Annotated in this window: 6 protein-coding genes; 4 read left to right on the plus strand and 2 right to left on the minus strand. The window is 67.9% G+C overall.

The features are described from left to right. Positions 1-59 precede the first annotated feature (59 nt). Together ACFC1X_RS20180 and ACFC1X_RS20185 are read right to left on the minus strand one after the other, a co-directional pair. Complete coding sequence (locus ACFC1X_RS20180; RefSeq protein WP_376355468.1) at positions 60-1,568, minus strand: glycosyltransferase family 87 protein; 1,509 nt, start codon at positions 1,566-1,568, stop codon at positions 60-62. A gap of 130 nt (positions 1,569-1,698) precedes the next feature. Continuing rightward, on the minus strand, positions 1,699-4,065 hold the full coding sequence (locus ACFC1X_RS20185) for a transglycosylase domain-containing protein (protein WP_376355538.1): 2,367 nt from the start codon (positions 4,063-4,065) through the stop codon (positions 1,699-1,701). Positions 4,066-4,690: 625 nt separating this feature from the next. Here ACFC1X_RS20185 and ACFC1X_RS20190 point away from each other — a divergent pair. From ACFC1X_RS20190 to ACFC1X_RS20205, 4 genes are all read left to right on the plus strand, one after another. Further along, positions 4,691-5,368, plus strand: a complete 678-nt coding sequence (locus ACFC1X_RS20190) for a helix-turn-helix transcriptional regulator (RefSeq protein WP_376355470.1) — start codon at positions 4,691-4,693, stop codon at positions 5,366-5,368. Positions 5,369-5,412: 44 nt separating this feature from the next. Further along, on the plus strand, positions 5,413-6,495 hold the full coding sequence (locus ACFC1X_RS20195; protein WP_376355472.1) for an inositol-3-phosphate synthase: 1,083 nt from the start codon (positions 5,413-5,415) through the stop codon (positions 6,493-6,495). 78 nt (positions 6,496-6,573) lie between these two features. After that, the gene (locus ACFC1X_RS20200) at positions 6,574-7,836 is read left to right on the plus strand and encodes an MFS transporter (protein WP_376355474.1); all 1,263 of its coding nucleotides are present in this window, start codon (positions 6,574-6,576) and stop codon (positions 7,834-7,836) included. 123 nt (positions 7,837-7,959) lie between these two features. Continuing rightward, positions 7,960-8,469, plus strand: a complete 510-nt coding sequence (locus tag ACFC1X_RS20205) for a hypothetical protein (protein ID WP_376355476.1) — start codon at positions 7,960-7,962, stop codon at positions 8,467-8,469. Positions 8,470-8,668 lie beyond the last annotated feature (199 nt).

The raw sequence follows: 8,668 nt of genomic DNA on the forward strand, positions 1-8,668 counted from the left end.
TCCGTGTACGGCCCTTCTCCGTGTACGACCCTTCTCCGTGAACGGCCTCGCGCGTTCGCTCAGAGCGAACCGCCGGTCGGCCGTCGCGTGCCCCACTTCACCCGTGGGCCCTCGAAGCGGGCCGTGTACTGATCGGTCTGAGCGGCGGGGCCCAGGACGAAGACGTCCTCGGCTCCGTCGAGCACGCCGCCCGACGGGTCGTCGTCGCCCGTCCGCCGGACCGGGTCCCGGTCCGGCATCAGGATGTCGCGCACCACCATCACGCAGAGGAACAGCGTTCCCAGCAGGTGCACGGCGATGGCCCAGTGGTAGCCGTCCGTGGGCAGGCCCTTGTGGGCGTCGCCGCTGGTCGTGTACGCGAGGTACATCCAGATGCCGAGGAAGTAGGCGACCTCGCACGCCTGCCAGATCAGGAAGTCCCGCCACTTCGGCCGGGCCAGCGCGGCCAGCGGCACCAGCCACAGCACGTACTGCGGTGAGTAGACCTTGTTGGTGAGGATGAAGGCCGCCACGATCAGGAAGGCGAGCTGGGCGAACCGCGGACGCCGGGGGGCGGTGAGCGTGAGCGCCGCGACGGCGCCGCAGCACAGCAGCATCAGCAGCGTGGCAAGGGTGTTGACGGTCTCGGTGCTGGGCGGGCTGTCGGTGTTCTGGACCAGGATCAGCCAGAAGGAACCGAAGTCCACGCCGCGTTCCTGGCTGAACGTGTAGAACTTCGACCAGCCGTCGAAGGCGAACAGCATCACCGGCAGGTTGACCACGAGCCAGGCGCCGGCCGCGCCTCCCAGGGCCTTTCCGAACTCCCGCCATCTACCCGCGCGCCAGCACAGGACGAGCAGGGGGCCGAGGATCAGGAAGGGATAGAGCTTGGCGGCCGTGGCGAGGCCCAGCAGCACGCCGAAGGCCACGGGGCGCTCCCGTGACCACATCAGCATCGCGGCGGCCGTCAGGGCGACCGCCAGCAGGTCCCAGTTGACGGTGGCGGTCAGTGCGAAGGCGGGCGCCAGGGCGACCAGCAGACCGTCCCAGGGGCGCCGGGTGTGCGTGCGGGTGACGCAGACCGCGATGACGGCCGCGCAGACCATCAGCATCCCGGCGTTGACCATCCAGTACCACTGCTCCTGGTCCTGGATGGTGCCGCTGCCCGGCGTGAGCCAGGTCGCCACCTCCATGAACACACCGGTCAGCACGGGGTACTCCAGGTACTCCATGTCACCGGGAAGCTTGTCGAAGTACGGCACGAGTCCGTCGACGAAGCCACGCCCCTGGTAGAGGTGCGGAATGTCCGAATAGCAGGCGTGGGTGTACTGGGAACTGGCACCGAAGAACCAGGCCCCGTTGTAGCAGGGTGCCTTCTGGACCAGACCGAGGGCGAACATGCCGATCGCCACGAGTGCGATCACGCGCACGGGGGTCCACCAGGACCTGCCGAGCAGGGCGCGTCGGCCCACGGGGCCGCCGATCAGCTCGCTGCCGGCTGCGGCGACCGCATCCTCCCTGGTCGGCCGTACCGGGTCCGGCTCGTGCACGCTGGCTGGCGTCGATTCTGCACTGGGCATGGGGCACATCCTGCCGTACGCACCTGGGAACACGCGGGGGCCGCCGCACCCTGGTGGATGCGGCGGCCCCTGTTTCACGTGAAACTTGCGGCCGTTTCACGTGTTTCACGTGAAACAGTCAAGCCGGACTTCTCGGCGGCTAGCCGTTCGGACCCGGGAAGAGTCCGCCGCCGCCGTCCTCCTCTTCCCCGGTCCCACTGGGTGATGTCGAGGGCGATGGACTGTTGCCCGTCCCGCCTGAATCGTTGCCGCCGTTGTCGTTGCCGCCATTGTTCCCGTCGTCGCAGTTCCACTCGAAGGGACCGCAGGACTCGGTCGGCGTGGGGGAGGGGGTGACCTCCGTCTTGCTGGGCGACGGCGTCGGGGACGGACTCGGCTTCTCCTCCGTCACGGAGGGCGAGGGAGTCGGCGTCGGCGACGGGGTGTCGTTGATGACCTCGCCGATGGGCTCGGGCTTCGGGAACTTCTCGGCCTTCTCGCCCTTCATCGCGTCTTCCATGTAGTCCTGCCAGATCACGGACGGGAAGGACGCACCGTGGATCTTCTCCTCGCCACCCGTTCCGTACATCTCCAGGAACGAACGGTTCTTGATGGTCTCGTCATCCGGGTAGCGGAACATGCTGATCGCGGTCGACAGCTGCGGGGTGTAGCCGACGAACCAGGCCGACTTGTTGCCGTCCGTCGTACCGGTCTTGCCCGCCACCTCACGGCCCTGGAGCTGGGCGTTGGTGCCCGTGCCGTCCTCGACGACGGTCTTGAGGACGTCCGTGACGTTGTCCGCGACCTTCGCGGTGAACGCCTGCTTGGTCTCCACCTTGTGCGAGAAGAGCGTGCCGCCCTTGTTCGACACCTTGGTGACCGAGAACGGCTCGCGCTGCTTGCCGCTGTCCGCGAAGGTGGCGTACGAGCCCGCCATACGGATGGCACTCGGGTCCGAGACACCGATGGAGAACGAGGGGTAACCCGCTCCCGCCAGGCTGTCCTCCAGGAGTCCCGCGTCGACCGCGGCCTCCTTGACCTTGTCCAGTCCGACGTCCATGCCGAGCTGGACGAACGCGGAGTTCACCGACTCCCGCATGGCCTCGCGAAGGTCGATCTTGTAGTCGGGCGCCTCACCGACGGAATCCTTGCCGTCGTTCTCCTGGCGCCACTGCTCGCCCTTCTCGTTCTGCCAGATCGACCCGTCGTAGTTCTTGATCTTGAGGTTGTTCTTGCCGCTGTACAGGCTCTTCGGGGAGACGACGGTGCGCTCGTCCTGGGGCTGGGTCTCAGCGCCGTCGGGATCGCGCACGCCCCACTTCATCGCGGCCGCGAGCACATACGGCTTGAAGGTCGAACCGACCTGGGCGCCGGTGACGTCGGCGTTGTTGGTGAAGTGCTTGGTGGCGTCCTCACCGCCGTAGATGGCCTCGATGGCACCCGTCTCGGGGTTCACCGAAGCCCCGCCGAACTGGACGTGGGTGTCCTTCTCGGGGCGCTTCTTGGGGTCGATGTTCTTCTTGTAGACCTTCTGGACGGCCTTCTCGAGCTCGTCGACCTTCTTCTTGTCGAAGGTCGTGTGGATCGAGTAGCCGCCCTTCTCCAGCTGCTGCTCCGACACCACGTCGTTCTTGATCACAGAGGACTTGGCCAGCCTGACGAGGTAGCCGATCTGGCCGCCCAGCTGCGCGTTCGACTCCGGGTTCTGCCATTTGGGGAGGTCGGTGTACTTGGCCCGGTCCGCCTGGCTCAGATGCCCGTACTCCACCATCTTGTCGAGGGTGTCCTGCATCTGGTTCTTGGCCCGTTGCTGGTTGGCCTTCGGGGTCGCACCCGTCGGGTCGATCGAGGTCGACCCCGCCGGGTCGTAGTACGTGGCGCCCTTGAGGACCGCCGCCAGGAAGGCGCACTGACCCGGGTTGAGTTTGACGGCGTCCACGTTGAAGTACGCCCGTGAGGCGGCCTGGATGCCATAGGCGCCGCGGCCGTAGTACGCGGAGTTGAGGTAGCCCTCAAGGATCTTGTCCTTGGGCTCCTCGGCACCGACCTTGATCGAGACGAAGATCTCCTTCACCTTGCGGGAGATCGTCTGCGACTGGTCGTTGAGCATCGCGTTCTTCACGTACTGCTGGGTGATGGTGGAGCCACCCTGCGTGTCACCGCCCTTGGCCATGTTGAACACGGCGCGGGCGATGCCCTTGGGGTCGATGCCGCTGTCGGAGTAGAACGTCTTGTTCTCCTGGGAGATGATCGCGTTGCGCATGTCCTCGGGGATCTGGGAGAGGTCGACGCTCTGCCGGTTGCGCTCACCACCCGTGGCGACCATCCGGCTGCCGTCGGCCCAGTAGTAGACGTTGTTCTGCGCCGTGGCCGTCTCGTCGACGACGGGGACGCTCACCATGGCGTAGGCGATGCCCGCGGCGGCCACCATGGTGCCGAAGAAGCCGATGCACAGCCCGGAGACGAGCCTCCACGAGGGCACCCAGCGGCGCCATCCGTCCCGGTCGTAGCGCGGATAGTCGATCATCCGCTTCTTACCGGCCACGGCTGTTGCCCGCCGGCCACCGCGGCCCGGCTCGGCCGCTCTGCGCCGGCCACCGCCCCGCTGTGCCGCGCGCCGGGCTTCGGCGCGACTGCCGTACGGACGTTCCTCGCTCTCCGGACCGTACGAGCCGGAGGGAGACCCTGTGGCGCCTCGCGGTGCCGCACGGCGGCCGGAGGACGAGCCGGACTGACCGCGTCGGGCCGCGGCACGTCCGCCTCCCTGCGGCTGCGGCGCTTTGCGACGGTGCTCGCTCATCGAACGACTACTCCTCGGGCAGGCGCACCTTTGCGCACCTGGAAAAGGCGGCTGGTTTCCGGTCCCCCCGAAGTACGGATGCGGCCCCTTCCGCATTCACCCGTACTGCACCAGGGACAGGGACGCCCCCGGGCGTCACGCGGTTCCCGGTGGTTTGCATGGCGCACAGACTACGCACCGTCAAAACCCCCGAGGACCGAAGTTCACCTCAAATCAGGCAACTTGCTCACGATGAAACCCTGATGTGATCCCGTTCACCACGCCCCCTCTTGTCGCACGCGCAACCTCGTTCTATCGTTCTGATGTATCGAGTCGATACATCAGCGCGGCATAAGGGCGAGAGGAGGCGACGATGAGCCGGCGATCCGGCATCCTCGAGTTCGCCGTACTCGGCCTGCTCCGCGAGTCCCCCATGCACGGCTATGAGCTGCGCAAACGGCTCAACACATCACTGGGTGTGTTCCGGGCGTTCAGCTACGGGACGCTCTATCCCTGCCTCAAGACGCTGGTCGCCAACGGCTGGTTGATCGAGGAACCCGGGAACATCGGCGAGGCCGCGGCCTCCCTCACGGGACGTCGCGCCAAGATCGTCTACCGGTTGACGGCCGAGGGTAAGGAACATTTCGAGCAGCTCCTTTCACAGACGGGCCCGGACGCGTACGACGACGAGACGTTCGCCGCTCGTTTCGCGTTCTTCGGGCAGACGTCGCGTGACGTACGCATGCGCGTGCTCGAGGGCCGGCGCAGCCGGCTGGAGGAGCGCCTGGAGAAGATGCGGGCCTCCCTGGCCCGCACCCGGGAGCGGCTCGACGACTACACGCTTGAGCTCCAGCGCCACGGAATGGAGTCCGTGGAGCGCGAGGTGCGCTGGCTGAACGAGCTCATCGAGAGCGAGCGGGCGGGGCGGGACCTGCGAGGTCCCGCCGCCGAAGGGACCGCACATCAGGACACGACATCTGGAGCGACGGGCGGCCTGCCCCGGCCGGGGGACGACCCCCGGCCGGATACGCCCGGCGACACCACCACGTGAGCGCCCAGTCAGGGCCTCACTCGTACACACAGGGAGCAACCGGAATGGGTTCGGTTCGCGTAGCCATCGTCGGTGTGGGCAACTGCGCCGCATCGCTGGTTCAGGGCGTCGAGTACTACAAGGACGCCGATGCGACGTCCAAGGTCCCGGGCCTGATGCACGTCCAGTTCGGCGACTACCACGTCCGTGACATCGAGTTCGTCGCCGCCTTCGACGTGGACGCCAAGAAGGTGGGACTGGATCTCGCGGACGCCATCGGCGCCTCCGAGAACAACACCATCAAGATCTGCGACGTGCCGAACAGCGGCGTCCAGGTCCAGCGCGGCCACACGCTCGACGGTCTCGGCAAGTACTACCGCGAGACCATCGAGGAGTCCGCCGAGGAGCCGGCCGACATCGTCAAGGTCCTCAAGGACAAGCAGGTCGACGTCCTGGTCTGCTACCTGCCCGTCGGTTCCGAGGACGCGGCGAAGTACTACGCCCAGTGCGCCATCGACGCCAAGGTCGCCTTCGTCAACGCCCTCCCGGTCTTCATCGCCGGCACCAAGGAGTGGGCGGACAAGTTCACCGAGGCCGGTGTCCCGATCGTCGGTGACGACATCAAGTCGCAGGTCGGCGCCACCATCACGCACCGCGTCATGGCGAAGCTGTTCGAGGACCGGGGCGTCGTCCTGGACCGCACGATGCAGCTGAACGTCGGCGGCAACATGGACTTCAAGAACATGCTCGAGCGCGACCGCCTCGAGTCGAAGAAGATCTCCAAGACGCAGGCCGTCACCTCGCAGATCCCCGACCGGGACCTCGGCGAGAAGAACGTCCACATCGGCCCGTCCGACTACGTCGCGTGGCTGGACGACCGCAAGTGGGCCTACGTCCGCCTGGAGGGCCGCGCGTTCGGCGACGTCCCGCTGAACCTGGAGTACAAGCTCGAGGTCTGGGACTCCCCGAATTCCGCTGGTGTCATCATCGACGCCCTGCGCGCCGCGAAGATCGCCAAGGACCGCGGCATCGGCGGCCCGATCCTGTCGGCGTCGAGCTACTTCATGAAGTCCCCGCCGGTCCAGTACTTCGACGACGAGGCCCGTGCCAACGTCGAGAAGTTCATCGCGGGCGAGGTCGAGCGCTGACGCGCGAGGACTCAGCTCCGCAGAAGGTCCCCGGGTCGTGTGACCCGGGGACCTTGCCCGTATGTGAGGCTGTGCCCCATGGCCGTCGTCCGTGACCTGCGCGTCCTGCTGCGCCTGAAGGGCTTTCGGCGCCTGCTCGCCGTGCGCCTGCTCTCCCAGGGCGCCGACGGCGTCTACCAGGTCGCGCTCGCCACCTACGTCGTCTTCTCCCCGGAGAAGCAGACCTCGCCCGCCGCCGTCGCCTCCGCGATGGCGGTCCTGCTGCTCCCCTACTCCCTGGTGGGCCCCTTCGCCGGCGCCCTGCTGGACCGCTGGCGCCGCCGCCAGGTCTTCCTGTACGGCAACCTGCTGCGCGCCGTGCTGGCCTCGGTGACGGCGGTGCTGATGATCGCCTCCGTCCCGGACTGGCTCTTCTACGTCTCCGCGCTCTGCGTCACCGCCGTCAACCGCTTCGTCCTCGCGGGACTGTCCGCCGCGCTGCCTCGGGTGGTCGACGCCGAGCGCCTGGTGATCGCCAACTCACTCTCCCCGACGGCCGGCACCCTGGCCGCGACGGCGGGCGGCGGCCTCGCCTTCGTCGTACGCCTCGTGATCGCGGACTCCGACGCGGCCGTGGTGCTACTGGGGGCGGCCCTGTACCTGTGCGGGGCGCTCGCCTCGCTGCGCATCGCCGTCGAGCTGCTGGGCCCCGATCCCGGGCGCATCCCACCGCGGGTCGCCTCCGCGCTCGCCGGCACCGCCCGCGACCTGGTGGCAGGGGTACGCCATCTCGCCGCACCCGCTCGCCGGGAGGCGGCCTGGGCGCTCGCGGGCATGACACTCATGCGGTTCTGCTACGGCGCCCTGCTGGTCATGCTGCTGATGCTGTGCCGGTACGCCCTGACCTCGGACACGGAGGAGGGGCTCGCCCTGCTGGGGCTGGCTCTCGGCGTCTCCGGGGCGGGCTTCTTCGCGGCCGCGGTCGTCACCCCCTGGGCGGCGGGGCGACTGGGGCCGGGCCGCTGGATGGCCGTGTGCGCGGCGGCGGCCACGGTGCTGGTACCGGTACTCGGCCTGCCGTTCGCCACGGTGCCGCTGCTCGCGGCGGCGTTCGTGCTGGGCCTGACGACGCAGGGGGCGAAGATCGCGACCGACACGGTCGTGCAGTTCTCGGTCGACGACGCCTTCCGTGGCCGGATCTTCTCCGTCTACGACGTGCTCTTCAACGTCGCCTTCGTCGGCGCCGCCGGGGTGGCCGCGCTGATGCTGCCGCCGGACGGCCGGTCGGTGCCGCTGGTGTTGACGGTCGCCGTGATCTACGGAGCGGTTGCTGCGGCTATGGCCCGGTTTGAGAGCCAGTAAGTGTCACATCAGTGACACAGAGCCCTACCGGAGTACGGAGTTGTCAGTGGGACCCGATAACTTACGTGCGTCTTATCTCGCGGCATGTCCGCGACACGTGCCTATTTTCCAGGGGGACCCCCAGTGACCACTCAGCCGCCGCCGCAGGGCAACCCGTTCGCCCAGGGCCAGCCGCAGGCTCCGCAGCAGCCCCAGGGACAGAACCCCTACGCGCAGGGGCAGCAGGGCTTCCCGCAGCAGCCCGGTCAGCCCGGCGTCCCCCCGCAGGGTGCGCCGTACGCGCCGGTCCCGCCGCAGCCGGCCCGCCGCAAGCCGAGCTTCAAGATGATCAAGAACATCGTCATCGCCGTGATCGTCGTGGGTGTCGCGGTGGGCGGGTACATCGCCAGCCGGGACGACGCCGAGCAGGCAGCCGTGGGCGACTGCCTGAAGTCCGCGTCGTCGTCCTCGGACCGCATGGAGGTCGTGGACTGCTCCTCCTCGGAGGCCGAGGGCAAGGTCCTCGAGAAGGTCAAGGGGCACTTCACCTCGATCAGCGCCGAGACCGAGTGCCGGAAGGTCGAGGGAGCCACTGGCTTCTACGCCGAGACCGGTGACGGAGAAGAGTTCCTGCTCTGCCTCGGCGAGGCCTGAGAAATCCAGGGCTCAGCCTGACTACTGCTTCGGGGTCATGTTTCACGTGAAACATGACCCCGAAGCAGTACGACGGCGGCGCAGCGGCAGCGCGTCAGAGGGGGCGCTACGTTTCACGTGAAACCAGAGGGCCCCCCCACAAACCGAATCCCCCCCCTCCGCCCCACCCACCCAGATCGCAGACCCCCCCCCCACGAGG

Source organism: Streptomyces sp. NPDC056128 (assembly GCF_042263835.1).
Classification (GTDB): Bacteria; Actinomycetota; Actinomycetes; order Streptomycetales; family Streptomycetaceae; genus Streptomyces.

Bases quoted from the DNA above. Each gene is read 5' to 3' on its own strand.
- ACFC1X_RS20180 (WP_376355468.1), bottom strand. From the start codon at position 1,568: ATGTGCCCCATGCCCAGTGCAGAATCGACGCCAGCCAGCGTGCACGAG.
- ACFC1X_RS20200 (WP_376355474.1), top strand. From the start codon at position 6,574: ATGGCCGTCGTCCGTGACCTGCGCGTCCTGCTGCGCCTGAAGGGCTTT.
- ACFC1X_RS20185 (WP_376355538.1), bottom strand. From the start codon at position 4,065: ATGATCGACTATCCGCGCTACGACCGGGACGGATGGCGCCGCTGGGTG.
- ACFC1X_RS20195 (WP_376355472.1), top strand. From the start codon at position 5,413: ATGGGTTCGGTTCGCGTAGCCATCGTCGGTGTGGGCAACTGCGCCGCA.
- ACFC1X_RS20190 (WP_376355470.1), top strand. From the start codon at position 4,691: ATGAGCCGGCGATCCGGCATCCTCGAGTTCGCCGTACTCGGCCTGCTC.